14 protein-coding genes and 1 tRNA gene are annotated in these 20400 nt (G+C 47.3%); 3 read left to right on the top strand and 12 right to left on the bottom strand.

The annotated features are described in order from the left end of the window. Nucleotide 1: 1 nt before the first annotated feature. Genes DW033_RS16375 through DW033_RS16340 form a run of 8 tightly spaced genes read right to left on the bottom strand, consistent with a single transcriptional unit; the run spans nt 2 to nt 8936 of the window. Entirely contained in the window at nt 2-628 is a 627-nt protein-coding gene (locus DW033_RS16375; protein WP_005856563.1) for a DapH/DapD/GlmU-related protein, read from the bottom strand. Beyond that, nucleotides 625-1755 (bottom strand): glycosyltransferase family 1 protein, encoded by a 1131-nt coding sequence (locus DW033_RS16370; RefSeq protein WP_011966382.1) that lies wholly within the window; start codon nt 1753-1755, stop codon nt 625-627. The genes DW033_RS16375 and DW033_RS16370 overlap by 4 nt, the downstream gene beginning before the upstream one ends. Then, on the bottom strand, nt 1739-2965 hold the full coding sequence (locus DW033_RS16365) for a glycosyltransferase family 2 protein (protein WP_005856568.1): 1227 nt from the start codon (nt 2963-2965) through the stop codon (nt 1739-1741). The genes DW033_RS16370 and DW033_RS16365 overlap by 17 nt, the downstream gene beginning before the upstream one ends. Next, nucleotides 2958-4430, bottom strand: a complete 1473-nt coding sequence (locus tag DW033_RS25340) for an O-antigen ligase (RefSeq protein WP_048927370.1) — start codon at nt 4428-4430, stop codon at nt 2958-2960. The genes DW033_RS16365 and DW033_RS25340 overlap by 8 nt, the downstream gene beginning before the upstream one ends. Before the next feature lie 8 nt (nt 4431-4438). Further along, nucleotides 4439-6598 (bottom strand): hypothetical protein, encoded by a 2160-nt coding sequence (locus DW033_RS16355; RefSeq protein ID WP_009276008.1) that lies wholly within the window; start codon nt 6596-6598, stop codon nt 4439-4441. A gap of 3 nt (nt 6599-6601) precedes the next feature. Then, nucleotides 6602-7378, bottom strand: coding sequence for a TolC family protein (locus DW033_RS16350; protein WP_005856573.1), 777 nt, complete (start codon nt 7376-7378; stop codon nt 6602-6604). A gap of 17 nt (nt 7379-7395) precedes the next feature. Further along, on the bottom strand, nt 7396-8571 hold the full coding sequence (locus tag DW033_RS24945) for a sugar transferase (RefSeq protein WP_057318782.1): 1176 nt from the start codon (nt 8569-8571) through the stop codon (nt 7396-7398). After that, on the bottom strand, nt 8571-8936 hold the full coding sequence (locus DW033_RS16340) for a PleD family two-component system response regulator (protein WP_005856577.1): 366 nt from the start codon (nt 8934-8936) through the stop codon (nt 8571-8573). Before DW033_RS16340 ends, DW033_RS24945 begins: the two co-directional genes overlap by 1 nt. A gap of 179 nt (nt 8937-9115) precedes the next feature. On the opposite strand from DW033_RS16340, the gene DW033_RS16335 reads away from it, so the two are divergent. Together DW033_RS16335 and DW033_RS16330 are read left to right on the top strand one after the other, a co-directional pair. Continuing rightward, nucleotides 9116-11605, top strand: a complete 2490-nt coding sequence (locus DW033_RS16335; protein WP_122382937.1) for an alpha-L-arabinofuranosidase C-terminal domain-containing protein — start codon at nt 9116-9118, stop codon at nt 11603-11605. A 79-nt stretch (nt 11606-11684) separates the two neighbouring features. Continuing rightward, nucleotides 11685-13220 carry a carbon-nitrogen hydrolase family protein gene (locus tag DW033_RS16330; protein ID WP_005868392.1) on the top strand — a complete coding sequence of 512 codons (1536 nt, stop codon included), beginning with the start codon at nt 11685-11687 and terminating at the stop codon, nt 13218-13220. A gap of 198 nt (nt 13221-13418) precedes the next feature. On the opposite strand, the gene DW033_RS16325 is transcribed toward DW033_RS16330, so the two are convergent. The 4 genes from DW033_RS16325 to ettA form a co-directional block, all read right to left on the bottom strand. Next, nucleotides 13419-15770, bottom strand: a complete 2352-nt coding sequence (locus DW033_RS16325; protein WP_122382936.1) for a family 20 glycosylhydrolase — start codon at nt 15768-15770, stop codon at nt 13419-13421. Nucleotides 15771-15899: 129 nt separating this feature from the next. After that, complete coding sequence (gene glyA, locus DW033_RS16320) at nt 15900-17180, bottom strand: serine hydroxymethyltransferase (RefSeq protein WP_005856586.1); 1281 nt, start codon at nt 17178-17180, stop codon at nt 15900-15902. A 131-nt stretch (nt 17181-17311) separates the two neighbouring features. Continuing rightward, complete coding sequence (locus tag DW033_RS16315) at nt 17312-17965, bottom strand: DUF1080 domain-containing protein (RefSeq protein ID WP_036651046.1); 654 nt, start codon at nt 17963-17965, stop codon at nt 17312-17314. A gap of 26 nt (nt 17966-17991) precedes the next feature. Continuing rightward, nucleotides 17992-19680 (bottom strand): energy-dependent translational throttle protein EttA, encoded by a 1689-nt coding sequence (gene ettA / locus DW033_RS16310; RefSeq protein ID WP_005856590.1) that lies wholly within the window; start codon nt 19678-19680, stop codon nt 17992-17994. Nucleotides 19681-20174: 494 nt separating this feature from the next. On the opposite strand from ettA, the gene DW033_RS16305 reads away from it, so the two are divergent. Continuing rightward, nucleotides 20175-20247 (top strand) — tRNA-Lys (locus DW033_RS16305). Nucleotides 20248-20400: the final 153 nt, after the last annotated feature.

The following is a 20400-nucleotide window of genomic DNA, read 5'->3' as shown; positions in this document are numbered from 1 at the left end:
TTTATCGGGTTCGTTTCCATTGCTGTCCGCATGGGTCATAATGTTTGACAACTTTAGCAGGATTGCCTACGGCCACAGAGTAATCTGGTATATCTTTTGTGACGACACTGCCTGCGCCGATCACGCAGTGCTTGCCGATATGTACGCCTGAGGTAATGACCGTGTTCGCTCCTATCCAAGACTCATCTTCTATGATCACAGGGGAGGTAGTTATGCCTTGTTTTACGATTGGTTTAGAAATATCATGGTATGTATGGTTGAGCCCGGATATAGTGATGTTCTGAGCCAAGATAACTTGATTCCCAATAAAAACGGGACCGATGATCGTATTATGTATGCCTATGCGTGAATGATCACCGATGTGTACGTGGCCTACCCCGTTGTCTATCGTGACGTAATGCTCAATTATACTTTCCTGTCCAAGTATGAATGAGTTAATGGGACTGACATTCATTATAGCAGATCTTCTGATCTTGCTCCGTTTTCCATAGGTTAACATAAATGGATTGACAAACCATTTAACCCATAACCTAGGGCAAGAGCCTCTTTGATTCATTATTAAGTAATGAACCGTTCTCTTTAATCTGTCATTTTTCTTTATCTTTTGTTTAAGATCGCTGATATTCATTTCTTTAAGGATTGAATGACTTCCATATAAACTTGCAATAGTTTCCTAGCCGTATGATTCCATGAGAATAATCGGGATCTTTGTAATCCATATTTTATTTGTTCATCATGGAATGCTTGATCTTCTTCTAGCCGCAGCAATAAGGAAGCTACTTCTTCTTCGTTGAAAGGATCTGCCAATAATCCTCCCTTTCCGGCGATCTCAGGCATGGCCGAGGTATTCCCCGTTATCACGGGTGTACCGCATGCCATAGCTTCTAGCATGGGGATACCGAAGCTTTCCCTTAGGGAGGTGTATAGGAAGACGAAGGCCCCATTGTACAAGTATGCCAAATCCTTGTTGGAGATGTAACCTGGGTAAGACAGGTAAGGCTTGATTTCCTCTATATGCTGCTCTCTCAATATCATATCCAGCTTGTCTTCGCGTAAGTCCGCTATTAATAGAGGACGCTTTCTTGATGAGCGCTTGAGATACAGACTGTATGCCTTCAAGGTGCGGGGTACATTTTTCTTAGGGTCCGTATTTCCTAGGAAGAAAAGGTAATCGTCCGAATGAATGTATTTATGGGTGATGGCGGATATGCCTGATAGGGGATGAAAATGCTGGCTGTATCCATTGTAGATCGCCATGATTTGTTCTTTGGGCAGACATAAGGCCTCTCGAATCCGATCACGTTCAAAATGAGATACGGTAATGATTCTCTTACACTTAGGGAGTATACGGGGAACTACTAAACGTCGGTAGTGCCAACCCATGTTTTGGTACCATGATGTATTACCTCCCTGCTTGGGCTCAAGGAAGATGATGTCGTGCAAGGTCAATACCAATGGGACGGGGCAATGAATCGGAGCCGTGTTACTCGTACAATGCAATAGGTCTGGCCTTATCTTGGCTACAGCCCGTGGCAACGCCACCTGCTCCCAAAGGGGGTAGGTGGGGCATTTTACCTCCACGATGTGCGTATTGCTTGTTTCTTCTAGGCAATGATCTTCTCCCGGACTTACGAATATGAAATATTCATTTTCCTTGTCGATTTTCTGTAGCTCTCGAATGCTCTCGAGCGCTACAAAATCCATCCCGTGCTTATTCGTACGGAAAATTCGCTGGGCTTCAATGGCTATCTTCATGATTTGGAGAATGTTTGGTGTGAGAGAATGTATGCTTTTTCCCTATTCGGAACGTGTTTAGGAACATGAGGAAGAATAGGATGGGAACACTGGCGATCGCCTTCCTGAATTTTTGGTCCACTAAATAGTCTGGAACCGCTACGCTAAAAGTGATGCCTAGCCATATCAAGAGGAACCACCATTTAATGGAGATTATGATATCAAGTGGACTTAGGATGGCGGCAATTAACGTGATAAACCCTAGCAATAAGACACGAGGGGGCATCATCCATTGAAATAATTTATCGCAATAGTCCCAATTTCCTTTTATTAGTGCTCCCGGTATCTGGAGAATCCCTGAGAGTAAGTTGTGGAATTGTGTGGCAAGCCAGCGCTGTCTTTGATTATAGAAGTCTTTCTTGCCTCTTACTTTCTCGTCGTATGTATAGACATCTTCAAGATATTCGATATATATATTTTGGAGTAACAGTTTTCGCTCCATGTACTTATCTTCTCCGATATCGTTGCAACCTTGTATGATATTCTTGAAAAGACCGTATTCGAAAGCCATACCCGAGCCACTTAGGGCGGACGAGAAACCTAGGCGGGTATGTCCTTTCCTGAAAATAGAGTTGTTGATCTCCTCGCTAACGGCGTCGAGCACCGCTATGCTGCTATCTCTGTTCTTGGCTACCCTATGCGTCTGTATGGCTGAACAACCTGCGTAAATAGCATCGTTTATTTTCTCTATATAATTGTTTTTTACGATATTATCGGCGTCAAGGATAATCACGTTGTCATATTTTGTTTTTCCTTCTTCAATGTAACGGATGGCTGCCTTGAGGGCCTCTATTTTGGTACTTTGTGGGTTCTCCATTTTTATAATCTTTACGGATAATGACTTTAGCCTATCGAGGGTTTCCTGACGCATTTGGTTGGCTATCACGATAATATCATATAATTCTCTTGGATAGTCTTGCTGAAGGAAACTTTTGACGGAGTCTATAATTACCTCATCCTCCCCATAGGCCGGAAATAAGGCCGCAAAACGGTATTTTTTCATAGTCGTAGGGTATTTATAAGTCGATTTCCTTTTAGAGTAAACGGCGAATACGAATAAATACAGTACGCATACCATAAAACATAGGAATACGATGGCGTCTATCAATTGAAATAGATACTCCTCCTTGTCTATCCAATTTTCTCCTATTTGAAAGAATTGCTCAATCATGGTGTTTTATATTTGAATCAGTTGATTTTTTTTCTTGTATTTCTTGATCTAGATAGGGTCCTACCATTATAAAAGTAAGTCCCGTAAAGGAAATTACCATTGTCGGGAATTGTCCCCAGAAAGAGTTCCCGTATGCATTGATAAACATTCCGAATATGCCACAAAGTAACCCTGTCAGTAGCCCTTTCAGCTCCGGATCTCTGAGCCGCATGGCTATGATCCATCCTCCCCATCCAATGGATAGAAAGATCATGCTTAGGTAAAGTGTCAAGCCAACCGCTCCTGTCTCCACCCAGATTTTGACATACCATGAATCTGTTGGAATGGAGGTGGTAAAGCGTTTTGATATTCTCTCTCCAGCCCTGTCACCTGATAATCCCAGCCCTTCTCCAAAAGGCTTGTATTTCATGTAGGATGCCAATTTCTTTTGATTTTCTTTTCGAACATTGAATGAGGCGTCTTCTGTCGGGGTGAATGCGGTACGCATCCTTCGGATGGTAGCGTTGCTATTTCCTATAGTAGTAAGGGCAAAAAAAACATAAGTAAGCAATAATAAGGTCGAGCTTGTGATAATGGTTTTGGTTTGTTTACTGACGAATGTATAAAGCGCCAATCCCGCTAATGGAACGATCATGGCCCCTCTTGTACCGGAAAGGAACATCGCATAAATGGCTAGGATAGCTATGCTTAAATAATATATTCTACATAAATAGGAGCGCATGTGGAATGCTGCGATCCCAAAGAACATAGTGGCGGCTCCCATATTCGCCCCCATATTGCTAGCGTCGGTGAAAAAAGAGAAATAGCGGACTCCGGACCATATGATATGAGTCGTAGCTCCCCCTTCATTAAGCCATTTGGTCTCGAAACTGTCAAATCCAATATATTTTTGCATGAAGGTTTTAGTTATAGCTAAAAGGGTGAATAGGGATAAACAAAATATCAAGGATTTTAAAAAAGAGTAACGAGTGCATAATAACGATGTAATAATAACAATGATAAACCCATTGAATATCAGTCCTCTTGATAATATCCAAGCCTCAAGTACTCCGGAGGGGTTAGCGATTTCAAAGATACAATATCCCATCCATATACAGCACATGACGCTTAAGGGGTGAATTGCTCTTTTCCATTCGATGTTCTGATAAAGGGCCGCATGAATGGATAGTAATACTAAGGCTGTTACGTATAGGATATCCATGATTACGCTAATGCCTTCTATTGGAATATATCGGGTAATACCCAATATGAAATAGTTGATCGTAAAAATGACAAATAGTATGAACCAAGGATATTTCAATAATAGGATACAGGTTATACATAACAAAGGCAAAGCTATTATCATCCCGAAAAGAGGGATGTTATTAAATAGTAAAGCTCCTCCTATTCCTACTAGTCCTATGACAAGGATTAATAGGGTCATATTGAAAGAAGAATCCTCTTTTATCTCTCTTGAAGTATCCATGAGCTTCGCTATTTTATGGCCGAATTGGTTGCGGTTAACCCCATATACATCATACGGTTCGTGAAAGAGCGCATGGAGGTCTGAGGGGGCAATTGCCCGGTGAAATCTTCTACGGCTTCTCGTGAGGCGTTATTCAAGTATAAATACAAAGATGTATTTTTAGTTATCTCACGCAAATAACTAACAAATTCCTTATCGCTATTTTTCCATACTCTGCGTACATTAGCTATTAGAATATTAACTTGACTTGAGCTTAGCAAATGTGGAGGCACACTGTTTCCTTGAATGGAAGGATATTCGATTAATACAATGTCTGGTTGACTTTCGGCTTTAATATACTCTTCTATATTTTCTGTGGTGAATAGTGACGATTCAATGTTTATCTCTTCTCCGATCCTTATATATCGTACTTGGAAACCTAGCTCTTCCCAACGTTCTTGAAAATATTTGGCAACGAATGTCTTCCCTTCTCTTTCTTCTATACTTAATATATTTATGTATAGAGTCTTATTTTTTTGCAAATAAGGAGCCAACCGATTGCAAGCGTATGCGGCTGATATTCGGTTACAGGTCTTTACAAATCCCCTGTATTTCAATTGGGAGTTGCGTCCGTTGAAGGCTCCTAATATATTCATTCCTGTGAGGCGTTTAGCCCGTTCTGCATCCCGGAGGGTACGGTCTAGTAATTCAATGACCAAATTTAGGGCTATAATGAAAATTAAACTACCGATAAAAGCGGCTATGACTAAAAACATGCGCTTACCTTTGTCACTAAACAATGGATAAGCGGCCTCTGAGATAGTTGTTAAGTTTGATGAGGTTAATTGTAAGTTCACCTGTTTCATCTTAGCCATATTTAAGGCATGGAGAACTTGTAGATAAGACTGTTCAGTGACATTGATCTCTCGTTCTTGCTGGTTGATCTTAGTCCCAATGGGAGAATAATTCTTATACTGCTCCTCGAAATCGTGCTTTCTTTTGTTTAAAATCTCTAAGTCTGCCTTGGATTTCACTTGTATCAAGGTCTGTGACAACCATTCTTGTACTAATCCGTCAATAGCGACTCCTTCTTTACTTTCTTTATAGCTGTTAATTTTATCTGTCAGTAATGCTATTCTCTTCTCGACATCTTTCAGTTGATCTTGATATCGTGTTAATTCTGTATCCTTGTTTAATGCGTTTTCAGAGGTGAAAGTCTCTATCTCGGTGATTTTACCACTGATGCGGGAAACATCTTCCAATGCGTTGATAAACTCTTCATTCGTTTTGACAAGTTTAGTACGAACTTCCATGTATTTCTCTAACTCGTTGATGATTTTGGTTGAGCTCTCGTAACTTCGTTGTGTTTCTTCGTAACGGTTCTCAAAATCAGCAAAAGAGTTTGCGATAGATTTTGTTTGTTCTGTATAATTTATGACGCTGTTTTGTACGTTATAATCTGTAAGATCATTTTCTTGTTGATTGAGTTTTGTCCTTAATTTATTCAATTCCTGCTCATAATATTTTACGATATCATTTGCTGTTTTATATTTTAAATTATCGTAAGAATATTTCATTTCTTCGCTGACTAACTTAACCGTATTCCATGTGATTCCGGGATCTGAGCTAGTGTAGGCTATCTCTATCAAATCGCTATTACCTTGGCGTCTAATAATTATGCTGGATAAAGCTGCGTAGCTATAGAATGCAGCTCCTCCGTTGAGCAATTCATGCAAATAATTGCGGCTATCACTGTTTTTATATTCTTTAAATCTGTTTATAGTGTTATCGAGAGAAGCCGTGTCTATTAAATTTATTATTTCTTCAGGTATAGATGCTGTTAATTTCTTGTAATTGTCAGCTGTTATATAGAGATTATCTATTTCAGGATTTCCTTGTGTTAGGTTTAATGCTAATAATTTTAGTGATACGTTTTCTAGGGTTCCTCTTGATTTTGTTAAATTAACCAAGTTATCATATGTGTTGTTTACTGCCTGCCAATCAGGTTTTGTCTCTTCATCTAAACCCGTGTTGGAGGTAATACCTGTGTAGATCGAAGTTGTCACGGTGTATTTTTTCTCCATGAATTGACTGAAATAGGCAACCAATGCTGTTACAATAAGCGTTCCAAATATCAGTTGGTGACGAATTCTATATAAAAAACGGGATATGTATAGTGTAATATCCATAAATTATCGATTTATGATTTTTACATTTGTAAGCATCTCTAATAGGGTTACCGCATTGTGTAAGGTAGCTCTACCCTCTTGATAAGAGATTACGGCTCCAGAACGACGTCCTCTTTCCATGGCCAAAGTCGTAATGTCAATTTTACCGTTGATGAAGTCTTGTTCCGATATTTTCATTTGGGCGTTGTAAAGGGCAGCAGCGTCTGATTTAGCTTTCAAAGTAGCTAAAGCTTGCAATACGTTATTATAAGCTTCCAATATTTTTAATTTCCGTTCTTCTATTGAGATCTCATATTCATAATCTAATTGCCGGAAACGAGCTTTCCGAGCTCGTACCTTTTGGCCACGGCTAAATAGGTCACCAAATGGGATAGACACCGATATGCCTGCGCTATAAGTATGTTGATTACTACCCAGACTTGTGAGATATTCAGGATATTCTACGGTTTCATGAGAGGATAGCTGCACTAATCGTCCATATTGGTACTGTCCGTATACCCTGAAATAATCTAGCCATTCTCTTTTGGTCACTTTCATTTCAGCATTAGCTTCATCTTTCTTAGCTTCGTAAATCTTGATCGAAGGGTGATCATATACTGATTCTAAAAAAACAGATAAAGGTGGTAATTGGATACGTTCATAATCATCTAGCATCGCTTGAATAGAGTCTGAGCCAGATGTTACTTCCACGGTTGTAGCTTTATCGAAATAGGTTTTCTTTTTCTGAGCTATAGCCGAAAGGATACTGAATATGAATAGGATGATAAATAAGTTCTTCATACGATTTATTAATGGATCTATACGTCCTCTTTCTGTACGAACGCCGTAAAGGTCTTAATGATGATCTTCATGTCCAGCCAGAAAGAAAATGTATGAGCGTATTTAATATCTAATTGTTTACGTTCCTCGGCGGACATACTACCAGAATTGCCACGTTTCTCTACTTGCCAAAGACCTGTAAGGCCGGCAGGAGCCATGAAGCGTTGTATGTATTCATCGCTGGTCAATAATTCCGCCTCGTATACGGGAAGAGGGCGGTTACCAACTATTGACATGTCTCCATTTAATATATTGAATAGCTGGGGAAGTTCGTCAATGCTGTATTTCCGGATAATATGGCCGATCTTTGTTATACGGGGATCATTCTCTAATTTGATGAAAGCGTTGGAGCGTTCGTGACGTTTTACTTTTAAATAGTCGTTTTCAGGAGTAGCGTCATTGTCGGAATATAAAATGATATTTTGCTCATCGTCTTTAAAAAAAGAAGCTTGCTTCTGTGAATTCACAGAAGTTGCTGAAGAGGCTACAGCCTCTTCATCAATAGATTCCATATACTGATTAAGTTTCTTATATTCAGCCAAGCGCTTGTCCGCGTCCATATACATAGAGCGGAACTTATAAAAATCGAAAACCTTGTAATTGCTGCCTACTCGTTTCGACTTGTAGAAAGCGGGGCCTTTGTCCTCTAGCTTGATCCAAATCACCGTGATGATAAAGATAGGGGAGAGGCAGAGGAGCGCCATGGATGAGAAAATGATGTCGAAGACCCTTTTCCATAAAGGCAGCTTGAAAATGGCGAGATCAGGCTCTTTTATTTGAGGCTTACGCGCTTTTTCCATTCTCTTGCATTTCTCGGCGATACCCAGTAGCTTCACTAAATCTTCCTTAGAGGTAGACTCGGAGATGACACAGTCCGTTCCGGCTTGCAAATAGGATATTTTCTCCTCCCGGGTCATTTCCGGGGCGATTAATACGATATATATATTTTGAAACGTCTTATGCAAATGCATGATCGCAGGAATGTTTAACGTAGGATCTGTTTTCTCGATGAATACACAATAATCCATTTCCTCGGCAGGAAGAAGCGTGTTTTTCATCTGCAGAAGCGTTATACATTCTATGACCCCGGTGCCTAATGCCTTACGTAAACGTTCGGCCAACGGCACGTTATTACCGAAAAAGACATAATTCATTATCTTAATATTCGTTTTACCCTTACCCTTAATTCCTCTGGATTGAAAGGCTTCAAGATAAAGTCTTCCGCCCCTTCCTCAAACAAACGTATTCTATTTGAGCTGCTCTCTACGCTCGATAGGATCAAGACCGGTATATGGCTGAACATATCGTTCGCTTTTAAATAAACCAAGAATTCCTCTCCGGACATTTCTGGCATATTCAAGTCAGAGATGATCAAATCCGGTAAATTGCCTTCTTGAAGCCAAGCGATCGCTTTCAAAGGATTTTCTTTATAGGATACCTTGTAAGTACTTGATAAATAAAGCATGATTATCTTTGCGATTTCTTGCTTGTCATCCACTAAAAGAACAGATTTCTCCATAGAGTCGTATAATATTGTCGTCTTTTGTTTTATCTATTATGCAAATTTAGGATATTAAATTGAAAAAATCTATGTTTTTCAATTGTTTTTTTGAAAAAACAGTTCGGACTTTGAAAATAGGGGAAACTGCGATTTTTTGATTAAGTTTGTACGCACATAAATGAGATGAGTATTCGAAGATGCGTTGGAGGAAATATATAGATTTTGATGTTATTCATTTATTGGTTGGCGCTATTGTCGGGATGGGCTTGTCCTCTTGCCAGCCGGAGATGCCGGTGATCTCTACGATAACCGTGGAGGCGGATGGCCTGACGGTTCCCGTGAACCCGGATCTGTATGGTTTGACCATTGAGGAGATCAACCACGGGATCGATGGGGGGCTGTACGCCGAGCTGATCCAGAACCGGAGCTTCGAGGATGGCGTGCCACCCTTGAACTGCCCTTACGACGCCGCCCGGAACGTCTTGATTACCCCGAATGGATGGACGATCCCTTTCATGCGGGGAGATTCCGTACCGGGATGGAGGCGGATCGTCCCTAATACACAGATATACCCGGATATGAAGGAGCTGGTGAATGATAAGAACCGGCGGTCGTTGCTCGTGGCCGTATCGACTTCCGGGGAGTCGGGGCGCGGAGGCGTGATAGCCGAGGGATACCGGGGGATACCGATCCGGAAAGGGGAACGATACGATCTCTCGTTTTTCGCCAAGGGGGCGAATATGGTGCCCCGTACCATCCGGGTGGCCTTGGAGGACTCGATGGCTAATACGGTCTTGAGCGATGTGTTTCAGGTAGCGCCGCTATACGAGTGGAAACGATACAGGCATACGTTTACGGCTACGGAGGACGCGCCGAACGCGGTCTTGACGATCACGGCCGATACCTCCGCCGTGTTTTGGCTGGATGTGGTATCGCTCTTCCCGGAGGATACGTGGAAGGGACGGAAGAACGGGCTGAGACCGGACTTGGCGGCGCTGGTCGATTCCTTGGCCCCTCGTTTTATCCGTTTCCCCGGAGGCAGTTTCGTGGAGGGGTATACGGCGGGTACGTACCCTATCTGGAGGGAGACGCTGGGTGATATCTCGGAGCGTAAGCATTTCTGGAACGTATGGGCCTATGGTACGACGAACGGCATGGGCTACCACGAGTACTTGCAAATGTGCGAGGATATGGGGGCGGAGCCTATCTACGTTATTAATAGCGGGATCACGAGCCAAAGCCGCCGGCCCCGCTACGAGGATATCACGGCGATGGATAAGCTCACGGGAGATGCCTTGGACGCTATCGCCTACGCGAACGCCCCGGCGGATTCCCTGCCGGGCGCCCTGCGTGCGAGGAACGGGCATCCGGAACCTTTCAACTTGAAGTATGTCGAGATCGGCAGCGAGAACTATGGCGGGGAGTATTTCAGGCGCTTTGAGCTTTTCCGCAAGGCGATCAAGGAGGCCTATCCGGAGATTACCGTTATCAGCAGTTCGCCCCTCACGAAGCGAGGCCGTAGCGAGTGGGTGGATTCCCATTATTACGCCGGGGAGAATTTCTTCCTATCGAACTCCGGCCGGTTTAATAGCGACCGGTATTCCCGACGTTCGCCGGCGGTGTTTATCGGGGAGTTTGGGACGACGGAGCGGCCCTTGGCCGGTACGCTCCGGGCGGCGGTGGCCGAGGCCTGTTTCTTGGTCGGGGCGGAGGAGAACCCGGATATGGTACGCCGCTTGGCGTATGCCCCGGTATTGGGCAACGCCGGGTTCGAGAACCAGCGCCATCCGTTGATCTCTTTCAACACCCATCAGGCGGTGGTCTCTCCTTCCTACCATTTATTAAAGATGTTTACCCGCCATCGGGGGGATGAGGTGCTGAAGACGATCGTGGATACCTACGAGAAGCCACAGGTACGTACGGGCCGGGCGGGCGTGGAGATGTTTGATAATAGCTATGAGTTCAAGGACGTGCGGATCGACGGCGTGCCCGTATCGGATATATCCGTGATGAGCGGGGGATGGAAGGTCCCGGAGGCTGGTACGTTGGTGCCGGAGGCCAACCGGTGGAACCAGGTATTGTTCGGCGACTCTACGAGCTACGCCTATGAATATACGGCTACCGTCCGGCGTACGAAAGGTAGCGGGCAGATACAGCTTCGCCTCCGCGACAACGGGCGGACGGGCGAGCAGGCGGATTATATCGCCCTGACGATCGGGGCGGGAACGAGCGAGCTGTACCATCAGGTAGGTGGCGTGAAGGATAGCTTGGTCTCTCCCGTGCGGTTCCCTTTTGAGAGTAACCGGTGGTATACGGTTCGCATGACGTGCGAGTACGAGCGCGTCCGTTGCTATGTGGACGGCGTATTGCTGCATGAGGTGGATATGCGCCCGATCCCGTCGTTGGTATCCGTCGCTACCCTCGACAAGGAGAACCGGGTGATTTACTTGAAGGTCGTGAATACGACCCGCCACGAGGAGAAGACCTCTTTGCGTATCGAGGGAGTGAATATCCGTAACGAGGCGGAGCTGATCCAATTGAGAGGGGAGCCGGAGGCTCGTAATACGTTTGAGAACCCGGGGGCCGTAACGCCTGTCACCGAGCCTATCGTATTCCCGATGAGCGGCCCGTTTATCTATAATTTCCCGCCTAATTCAGTGACGATCTTGAAATTATACATGGAGTAGGTCAGATAGGGCAGGAGGGCCGGTACACTTTATCTGTATTTATCCTAACTTCGCGGCGACTTTAACAAAAAAATGTGTTATGGAACCAATGCATAAGATAAACAAGGTAGAGCTCCGGAGTTTGCAGCTTGAGGACTATACGCAGTTGTCGCAATCTTTCAAGAGGGTATACGCCGACAAGGATGTTTTCTGGACCCGCAAGCAGATCGAGACGTTGATACGGATATTTCCCGAGGGACAGGTCGTGACGCTGGTGGATGACCGGATCGTAGGATGCGCCCTCTCCATCATCGTGGATTATGACATGGTGAAAGGGGATCATACCTACGCCAAGGTAACGGGCAACGAGACGTTCAGCACGCATAACCCGAACGGGAATATATTATATGGTATAGAGGTGTTCATCCATCCGGACTACCGGGGCCTCCGGCTGGCCCGCCGTATGTACGAGTACCGGAAGGAGCTGTGCGAGAAGTTGAACCTGAAGGCGATCATGTTCGGCGGACGTATCCCGAACTATTATAAATACGCCGATCATATGCGTCCGAAGGAATACATCGAGAAGGTGCGCTCACGCCAGATCTACGACCCGGTGCTCACCTTCCAGCTCTCCAACGATTTCCACGTGCGGAAAGTGATGATGAACTATTTGCCGAACGACGAGGAGTCGAAGCATTGCGCTACCCTGCTGCAATGGGATAATATCTATTACCAGCCGCCTACGACGGATTACGTGGATAAGAAGACAACCGTGCGTGTCGGTCTGGTACAATGGCAGATGCGGCCTTATAAGACACTGGACGACGTGTTCGAGCAGGTGGAGTTCTTCGTCGACGCCGTATCCGATTACAAGAGCGACTTCGTCCTTTTCCCCGAGTATTTCAACGCTCCGCTGATGGCCAAGTTCAACCATCTGGGGGAGGCGCAGAGCATCCGTGGGCTGGCACAGTACACCGAGGAGATCCGTGAGCGATTCGTGAACCTCGCCATCAGTTACAATATCAATATCATCACCGGTAGCATGCCTTTGCTGAAGGAGGACGGGGCGCTATATAACGTGGGATACCTGATCCGTCGTGACGGCTCCTACGAGATGTACGAGAAGGTACATGTCACCCCGGACGAGCAGAAGAGCTGGGGACTCTCGGGCGGGAAGATGGTGAAGACGTTTGATACGGATTGCGCCCGGATCGGCGTGCTGATCTGTTATGACGTGGAATTCCCGGAGCTTTCCCGTATCATGGCCGACCAAGGGATGCAGATCCTCTTCGTGCCTTTCCTTACGGATACGCAGAACGGTTACTCTCGGGTTCGTGTGTGTGCCCAAGCCCGGGCGATCGAGAACGAGTGCTTCGTGGTGATAGCGGGCAGCGTGGGCAACCTGCCTCGTGTGCATAATATGGATATACAGTACGCCCAGTCGGGTGTGTTCACGCCTTGCGATTTCGCTTTCCCTACCGATGGCAAGCGTGCGGAGGCAACCCCGAATACGGAGATGATCCTTGTATCGGACGTGGACCTTGATTTGCTCAACGAGTTGCATACGTATGGTAGCGTGCGTAACCTTCGGGACCGTCGCCACGACTTGTATGAGTTGAGGGTAAAAAAACAGTAGTGTTTGCGGTTGAACACAATAGTATTCATGGTTGAACCCAGTAGTGTTCGCTATTAAACACAATTATATTCGCCGGAAGAATGCAGTAGGGGCGGGATCTGTCCGCCCTCCCGTGTATGCGTGGGAGGGCGGACGAATCCCGCCCCTACGGTTTATATCGGGGGGAGGATCGCTCGCTTCCCCCCTTCGGAAATGATCTTAATGACTTAGCATCTCAGCCGTGATCGGCGTGAATTTCTCGGCATCCGATTTACGGAGTTGTACGCTGCCGTCGTTCCAGTTGGAAGGCCAACCTCCGATGATGTGTCCGAGGAATACCAGCTTGATCTCGTGCAAGCCCTTTGCCAAGGCCGCGGAGGTGTCATGACGGGAGAAGCGTTTTACCTCGCCACCGTTATTGACCATCAACTTGCCGTCGATCCATACCTCCTCTAAATCCGAAGAGATGTAATAAACGCCATCCTCCGGGATGTTCACGTAGCCGGTAGCGATAGCGGCGTATTGCTTCACGCCTCGCATGGATTCGGGGGCGGGCACTTGGTTGGTCAGTTCACGGGTCGTCTTGATGACCTGTTTCTTACCGGTCTTCTGAGCGGCCTCCAGATTATTTACGCTTAGGTACATGCCATCGAATACCTCCATGTCGAGGCCCGGGGTCGTCTTGGCTACCTCCTTGGCGGGAGCCAGCGTTTGTTTCTCCACGAGGATCGTGCGGGGCTTACCCATCTTGCCGGAAGGCAACACGGAAGCGATCTTCACGGTCGTAGTCTCTGTGATGTCGAAAGGAGCCGTATATACGGTAGATTCCGGGGTAGGCTCGGTGCCATCCAGCGTGTAGACCATCTTCATCGGACGGTTCGTGGTGAATGTCATGGTAGCCTTGTCCGTGAAAGCCACGAAGTTGCAAGAACCGTTCGGTTGCTCGGGCTGCGGGATGTAGTAGTTGATACCGTGTCCGTCTAGGCGAACCTGAGCGTTGTCCAGACGGCGTTCGAAGTCCTTGTAATCCTTCCGGTCCAGCGGGCTCCAAGCGATCTCGGAGAGGGCTAGGATACGAGGATAGATACGGTACTCCATGATGTCCGTGTTATAAAGGTACTCACTCCATACGTTGCATTGCACGCCCTTGATGAAATGCCCTTTACCGGCGGTGGCCAGCGTGTCGGGGACGGGGTTGTACTTATAGACCCGCTCCGCCGTGGTGAATCCTCCGATAGATACCGGGTTGATCTTGTAGTCGCCTTGGAACTGGTCGATATACATACCCTCGCTTCCCGGGGTCATGATCACGTCGTGGTTCATGCTAGCGGCGGCGATACCGCCTTCCTCACCTCGCCAAGACATTACCGTGGCCGATGGAGCCAGACCTCCCTCAAGGATCTCGTCCCATCCGATCATCTTCTTGCCGTGCTTGTTTACGACCTTCTCCATGCGTTGTACGAAATAGCTCTGCAATTTCTCCTCGGCGGAATGTTCCTTGTCGCCTTTCAAGCCTTCCTTACGGATACGGGCCTGACAAAGCGGGCATTTCTCCCAGCTCGTCTTCGGGCACTCATCGCCTCCGATATGGAAATACTCGCCCGGGAATAGGGGAGCTACCTCGGCGATCACGTCCTCGAAGAACTGGAAGGGTTCTTCCTTCCCGGCGCATAATACGATGTCTTCCACGCCCCAGATGATACGGGGAGTACCCTGCTTACCCTCGCAAGACAGTTCCGGATAGGCGGCGATAGCGGCCATCTCGTGTCCCGGAAGCTCTATCTCGGGAACGATCGTGATGAAACGATCCGCCGCGTATTTAACGATATCCTTCACCTCCTCTTGAGTATAGAAGCCTCCGTACTCGGTACCCTCGCCATCGATGCGCTTAGAGCCGATCTCGGTCAGTTTCGGGTACTTCTTGATCTCGATACGCCATCCTTGGTCGTCGGTCAGGTGCCAATGCATGCGGTTGATCTTGAACAAGGCCAATACATCCAGCTGCTTCTTGATATTCTCTACCGGGATGAAATGGCGGCAGGGGTCTAGCATGATACCACGGTAGCCGAAACGAGGCTCGTCCTTGATAGATACGGCCGGAGCGGTCCATGCGATACCTTTCACGGCGGAAGGACTCTCGATCTCGGCGGGCAGCAATTGCAAGAACGATTGCATACCGTAGAAAAGACCTTGAGGGGTCTTGGCTTTGATACGAACGCCGCTGTCGGCTACGTCTAACGTGTATCCCTCGTCGTTTACGTCCAGAGAGCCGTCGATAACCAACGAGATACCGTCGGAGGTCTCTTTGTCGGCGGTAGCTATCTGGTAGCCTGTCGCCGTGTTCATTTTAGCCGCGAAGAACTCGGCTACGGTTTTCGCCTCCGGGGTGGAAGCGTAGATCTTCGTGTTTTTGTTTAGCTTGAAGTTTCCCTCGTTCTGCGTAAGGCTGACCGGTGTCGGGATGATGTTGATACCTTGGTTGTAAGCTTTCGCTTTACCGGGAGCATCATCACACGAGGCCATCAGGCCCAAGACAGCGCCGGCGCAGATTGTAGCAAGGAGCTTTTTCATAGAATTAAAAATTGAAAGTTGAAAATTGAATATTGTTTAGATGTTTTTGAGAGTTTAAAAAGAGAATTGAGAGTTGAAGATAAGATGCCGTTTGGCATCCTTTTCAATTCTCAATTCTCAATTTCCTATTTACCATGCGAAGATAGGATATTCCTTCATGATACCGTTCACCTTCTCACGAACGGCGCCGATAGTCTTATCGCATTCGGGAGCGGCCAATACGGTGTCGATCAGTTCCACGATCTCGCCCATAAGCGGCTCTTTAGCGCCACGGGTCGTGATAGCGGGCGTACCCACACGGATACCGGAGGTCTGGAAGGCCGAGCGGCTGTCGAACGGAACCATGTTCTTGTTCACCGTGATGTCGGCGGCTACCAAGGCTTTCTCGGCCACCTTACCGGTCAGGTCGGGGAACTTCGTGCGCAGGTCGATCAGCATACTGTGGTTGTCCGTACCGCCGGAGATGATCTTGTACCCTTTGTCCGTGAAGGCCTTGGCCATAGCGGCGGCGTTCGCTTTCACCTGTGCTTGGTACGTCTTGTATTCCGGCTCCAAAGCCTCTCCGAAGGCTACGGCCTTGGCCGCGATCACATGCTCCAGCGGACCACCCTGGATACCCGGGAATACGGCGGAGTCCAACAACTGAGACATCTTCTTGATCTCGCCTTTCGGTGTCTTCTTGCCCCAAGGATTCTCGAAATCCTTACCCAGCAGGATGATACCGCCACGAGGACCCCGCAGGGTTTTATGCGTCGTAGACGTTACGATGTGAGCGTACTCCAGCGGGTTGTTCAGCAAACCGGCGGCGATCAGGCCTGCCGGGTGAGCCATATCGATCATCAATAAGGCGCCTACCTTGTCGGCAATCTCGCGCATACGTTTGTAATCCCAGTCACGGGAATAAGCGGAACCACCGCCAACGATCAATTTCGGTTTCTCACGAAGGGCTACTTCCTCCATCTGGTCGTAGTCCACCCGTCCGGTATCTTCCTTTACATTATATTCGGTAGCGTGATAGAGAACGCCGGAGCTATTTACTGGTGAACCGTGGGACAGGTGTCCGCCATGCGACAGGTTCAACCCGAGGAACGTGTCGCCCGGATTCAATACGGCGAAAAATACGGCTGCGTTGGCCTGCGCCCCGGAGTGAGGCTGCACGTTGGCCCATTCGGCGTTGAATAGCTTTTTCAACCGTTCGATAGCGATCGTCTCACTTTGGTCTACTACCTCGCAACCCCCATAATAACGCTTGCCGGGATATCCCTCGGCGTATTTGTTGGTCAGACAGCTTCCCATGGCCTGCATGACCTGGTCGCTGACAAAGTTCTCGGAAGCGATCAACTCAATGCCTTTCAATTGGCGTTGGTGCTCCTTCTCGATAATGTCAAAAATGATGTTGTCTCTTTTCATTACCTCTTAAATTGGTTATTGCAATGATATGTTCCTCATTGAAAAGGAATCCTCGCGAATGTACTATATTATTTTAATACTATTTAAAAGATTCCGTTTAATTATTACAGATGCGCCGGAAACGGCTCCGCTTACCACTTGGTGAGGGTTACGTTTCTGAACTCAACCTCCTTACCCTCGCTCTGTAGCCCGATATGGCCTTCCTTCACCTTGTTGGTTCCGGTGTTCTGGTATACGCCGTTGATGTAAACGGTGATGACGCCGTCTTTCACGAAGATGTTCGCCTCGTTCCACTCTCCGGCGGGCTTCTCGCTGGACGGGTTCACGTTCTTTACGACAGGGAAGAAGGGACGTTCCTCTCCCGGGCGTTGCTGGTACTCGACAAGGTCGGAGCCTCCCAGCAGTACGAACAATCCGGCCCTCCCGGCTTGCAGATTACACTCGATCCCGTTCGGGAAGGGGTTCTTTAGGTCTGCGATATGCAGGAAGATGCCGCTGTTTGCGTTGGAATCCCCATTCGGCCAACGCCATTCCACGTGCAATTTATAGTCGCTGTATTTCTCCTTGGTGTACATATAGCCGAAAGGCTGGCCGGTGATGAAGATCTTACCGTCGCGTACGGAATAGACCTGATCGGCGGGGACGGAGTTTTTGTCGACTACGAAATTCCAGTTAGACAGGTCTTTCCCGTTGAACAGTTTCTCGGTCTTCTGTGCGTTCGCCCCATCGGAGAAACAGAAGAGGGAAGCGGCTAATACAGCCAAAGATAGCATTCTTTTTTTCATGGCATTAAACTCTATTTATAGTATGATTAATCAACGATTAGTTTGCGATAGCGTACCCGTTTCGGCTCGGCGTCGCCCAAGGTCTTACGTTTGTATTCCTCGTATTCGGAATAGGTCCCTTCGTAGAAGACCACGTTGGAATCGCCCTCGAACGACAGGATATGGGTACAGATACGGTCCAAGAACCAACGGTCGTGAGAGACGACGACGGCGCAACCGGCGAAGTTCTCCAGCCCCTCCTCCAAGGCACGTAGCGTGTTCACGTCGATATCGTTGGTCGGCTCGTCGAGCAGCAATACGTTCGCGTCCGCTTTCAGCGTCAGCGCCAGATGCAGGCGGTTACGCTCTCCTCCGGAGAGTACGCCGCATAGCTTCTCTTGATCCGCTCCCGCGAAATTGAATTTAGACAGGTAAGCGCGTGCGTTCACCTCCTTGCCGCCCATACGGATGAATTCTTGTCCGCCGGATACGACTTGGTAAACGGTCTTTTTCGGGTCTATATCCTTATGGGTCTGGTCGGCGTAACCTACTTGTACGGTCTCGCCCACCTCGAAGGTCCCCTTGTCGATGCTTTCCATGCCCATGATCATCTTAAATAAGGTAGTCTTACCGGCACCGTTTGGCCCGATGACTCCCACGATACCGTTCGGGGGAAGCATGAAGTTCAAATCATCGAACAGCAGCTTATCGCCGAACGCCTTCGCCACATGCTGTGCCTCGATCACCTTATTGCCCAAGCGAGGGCCGTTCGGGATGAAGATCTCCAGCTTAGCCTCACGCTCCTTCTGGTCCTCGTTCAAGAGGGCCTCGTACGAGTTCAGACGTGCCTTACCCTTGGCGTGACGGGCCTTCGGCGCCATATTGATCCATTCCAGCTCACGCTCCAAGGTCTTACGGCGCTTGCTGACTTGCTTCTCTTCTTGAGCCATACGCTTCGTCTTCTGGTCTAGCCAAGAGGAGTAATTACCCTTCCAAGGGATACCCTCGCCACGATCCAGCTCAAGGATCCATCCGGCCACGTGGTCTAGGAAGTAACGGTCGTGCGTGATGCAGATAACGGTACCGGCATATTGTTGCAGATGTTGCTCCAACCAGTCGATCGACTCGGCGTCCAAGTGGTTGGTCGGCTCATCCAACAGCAATACGTCCGGCTGCTGGAGCAGCAATCGGCAAAGGGCCACCCGACGACGCTCGCCTCCGGACAACGTATCCACCACCTGATCCTCCGGCGGACAACGCAAAGCGTCCATGGCACGTTCCAGACGGCTGTCGAGGTTCCATGCGTCCGTAGCGTCGATCTTGTCCTGCAACTCCGCCTGACGGTTGATCAAGGCATCCATCTTATCCGGATCTTCCAGCACCTCCGGATCGCCGAATCGCTCGTTCACCTCCTCATATTCTTTCAAGGTGTCCACGATCTCCTGCACGCCTTCCTGCACGATCTCCTTCACGGTCTTGCCCGGCTCCAACTTAGGATCCTGCTCCAGATACCCTACGGAATACCCGGGGGAGAAGACCACCTCTCCTTGATAATCCTTATCAATACCGGCGATAATCTTCAGCAACGTAGATTTACCGGAACCATTCAATCCGATGATTCCGATCTTCGCCCCATAGAAAAAGGACAGATATATATTCTTTAAAACCTGTTTTTGAGGCGGAAAGATCTTGTTCACGCCTACCATCGAGAAAATAATCTTCTTATCGTCTGCCATATAATTTTTTGTGTGTTAATTGGTTCCTTAACTTAAAATAATGGTGTACAAATCTACGTAAATATCTTTTATTTTACAAATGAACAAAGATCATAGGTATCAGATATCTACCGATTGCCAAGTTTGGCGTGTGGAGATTACTCGGTTCAATTCTCTTGTGCAAGAAGCCGGTAGATATGCTATTCCTCGGAAGTTGAGTTTTAGCGTTATCATAAATGAAGGGTAGGAGAGGTTGTGCGGCGTTGTGGTTAGGACTGTGCGATCTTGTGGCTTTAGGTTGTGTGATCCTAACGATTTAGGATTGTGGTTCGTCTTCGTCTCGTGAAGATATGTAACCGGTTTATGCATGATGTAATACGTGATGTAAAGTGCTTATATCTTGTTTCTTGCATTTGCTCCCCATGAAAAAACTAAAATTTACCCCTCTTGAAATTTGTATAATAAAATAAAACCCCCTATCTTTGCACTCGCATTACAAAAGTAACGCACAGGATGATTCGCTAGCTCAGCTGGTAGAGCACAACACTTTTAATGTTGGGGTCCTGGGTTCGAGCCCCAGGCGGATCACTGAAACAACAAGAAGAATCAAGTAAATCCCTGATAATCAAGCATTATCGGGGATTTCTTTTTTCTGGCGGTAGCAGTAAATAGCTGTTTCAAGCATATTATGGCTCACCCGATAAATCAGGGGGAAAATTCTTTAATTCTATAGAAAATTTG

Source organism: Parabacteroides sp. AF39-10AC (genome assembly GCF_003635405.1).
GTDB lineage: Bacteria > Bacteroidota > Bacteroidia > Bacteroidales > Tannerellaceae > Parabacteroides > Parabacteroides distasonis.
Note: the sequence above shows the minus strand (reverse complement) of the source record. Positions and strands in the feature narration are given on the sequence as shown.